Origin of the sequence: Arthrobacter sp. 2YAF22_2 (assembly GCF_052114645.1) — a bacterium.
Lineage (GTDB): Bacteria > Actinomycetota > Actinomycetes > Actinomycetales > Micrococcaceae > Arthrobacter.
The window spans coordinates 1-2342 of record NZ_JBFRFD010000536.1 but is presented as its reverse complement, the minus strand read 5'-3'; the positions used below and the strand labels follow the sequence as shown (position 1 = coordinate 2342).

At 71.3% G+C, this 2342-nt stretch carries 3 protein-coding genes; all 3 read right to left on the bottom strand.

Annotation, left to right across the window (positions count from 1 at the left end; translation table 11 throughout):
* Positions 1-101, bottom strand: a 101-nt coding sequence (locus AB4Y86_RS16995; RefSeq protein WP_441403342.1) for an NrdR family transcriptional regulator, incomplete at its 3' end; no start/stop codon positions are given.
* Between the two features lie 150 nt (positions 102-251).
* Entirely contained in the window at positions 252-1634 is a 1383-nt protein-coding gene (gene hisD, locus AB4Y86_RS16990; RefSeq protein WP_441403341.1) for a histidinol dehydrogenase, read from the bottom strand.
* A 41-nt stretch (positions 1635-1675) separates the two neighbouring features.
* Entirely contained in the window at positions 1676-2248 is a 573-nt protein-coding gene (locus AB4Y86_RS16985) for a hypothetical protein (RefSeq protein ID WP_441403340.1), read from the bottom strand.
* Between the last annotated feature and the right edge of the window lie 94 nt (positions 2249-2342).

Here is a 2342-nt window from a genome sequence, read left to right as displayed (position 1 = left end):
CATCCGGGGCACTGCCGGCGGCGCCGGATGGCGGAGCCGTCGTCGGCGATGCGGCTGTCCACCACGCGCGAATCAGGATTACGGCAGAACGGGCAATACACGTCGATTCCTCCCCTGCCGCAAACCTGGACACTCATGAACGAGCTTGAGCACCGCGGATGGTGCTTCCGGAACCAGTTTACGACTAGATGTTGCTGAATAACAAGCCTGTAATTACTACATGTAGTGGTTTGCTGCGCCGGCTGCCGGCGTCAGCCGCCTGCTGGGAACCGGGCGGTGACCGCCTCGCCGTGCGCCGGCAGGTCTTCCGCCCGGGAGAGGCTGACGATGTGTCCGCTGACCTCCGCCAGCGCCGCCCTGCTGTAGTTGATCACCTGGATGGCGCGCAGGAACGTGGTCACGTTCAACCCCGAGGAGAACGCAGCGGTTCCGCTGGTGGGCAACACGTGGTTGGACCCGGCGCAGTAGTCCCCGAGGCTGACCGGGCTGTAGTCCCCCACGAAGATCGCGCCGGCGTTCCGGACCCTGGCGGCCACGGCGGCGGCGTCGGCCGTCATGATTTCGAGGTGTTCGGCGGCGTACGCGTCGCAGGCGGCGATGCCTTGTTCGAGGTCGTCGACCAGGACAACGCCGGACTGCGGGCCGGACAGGGCTTCCCGGACCCGGGCGCCGTGTTTGGTCGCGGCGGCCAGGGCGTCGAGTTCACCGCGGACGGCGGCCGCGAGTTCCTCGGAATCGGTGATCAGCACCGACGCGGCCTTCGGGTCGTGCTCGGCCTGGCTGACGAGGTCGGCGGCGACGAGTTCCGGCCGCGCCGTGGCGTCGGCCAGGATCGCGATCTCGGTGGTGCCCGCCTCCGAGTCGATCCCGACCACACCCTTGACGAGCCGCTTGGCGGTGGCCACGAAGATGTTGCCGGGCCCGGTGACGACGTCGACCGGGTCGATGCCGGCGGCCGTGCCGGGTGCGGCCCCGTCCGCCGGGCCGATGCCGTAGGCGAACGCGGCTATGGCCTGGGCGCCGCCGATTGCGTAGACCTCGTCGATGCCGAGCAGGCACGCGGCCGCCAGGATGGTGGGGTGCGGCAGGCCGCCGAAGTCTTTTTGCGGCGGTGAGGCCAGGGCAATCGACTGGACGCCCGCTGCCAGCGCCGGGACCACGTTCATGATGACCGAGGAGGGGTAGACCGCCAGTCCGCCGGGGACGTAGAGCCCGACGCGGGCAACCGGGACCCAGTTCTGGCTGACTACGGCGCCTTCACCTAGTTCGACGTCGGTATCGGCCGGGCGCTGCGCGTCGGCAAAGCGGCGGGCCCGGCGGATCGATTCCTCGAGGGCGGCGCGCACGGCCGGGTCCAGCCCGTCCAGGGCGGCGGCGAGGGCCTCGGCGGGAACGCGCGGGTGGGTCTGTTCGACGCCGTCGAACTTCAACGCCAACTCGCTCAGCGCCGCAAAGCCCCGTGCGCGGACCGCCGAAATGATATCCAGGACCTTCTGCTCGGCGTCCGCCAGGGTGTCGTGCTGTGCCCGCGGGACGGCGGCGCGGAGCCCGGCGAGGGACAGCCGGTGCCCGCGCAGGTCCACGGTGCGGAAAGTGAGGGCGGAGGGTGCGGGGTTGTCAGCAGTTGGGGTCACGCGTCCATTTTACGCGCCGGCGGTGCCGGGGCCGGACGCTGTTACGGGAGCCGTTCCTCAGGCGCGCCCGGCCCCTGCTCGGGCTCCGGCCGGCTGAAGACGGTGGCCAGGAAGATTGACAGGGCGGTGGCGGCGGGCCAGACCAGGAGTATCGGGTAGGCCCGCAGCGAGAATGCGATCCCGGCGGCGCCGTGGGCATCCGGCGCGGGGCTCCACCAGCTGCCGGCAAGCACTCCGGTTCCGCACGCCAGGAGCGCGCCCGCGGCGCCAGCGGCGACGGCGAGGACCACTGTCGCGGTTGTCAGCCGGGCGGGCCGGTTGCCTGCGGTGAAGACGCCGGACAGGCAGCCCGCCAGGAGGAACAAGCCGGCCAGGACCAGGTCCCGGGGAAGCCAGGTCGCGGGGTTGCTGCCGGCGGCCAGGGCGGGGTCGCGGGTGATGAGGTTGAGCCCAGTGGGCGCCAGGAGCCACCACAGCAGGCCCGCCGGAAGACCTGCCGCCACGATCGCGGCGGGTCCCTTCCACCGTGCAGTACGGCCGGGCCGGGCGGGTCCGGCGTACCCCGGGCCGCCGTCGTGCTGGTCAACGGGAAGGGGCGCCGCGGGTTGTGTCATGCAACAAACCTTAACAAAGGATCCGGCGCTGCCGGTCATGACGGGGCCGGYCGCCACGTGACGTCCGGATGCCGGATAGTGCCGGCCGAATGCC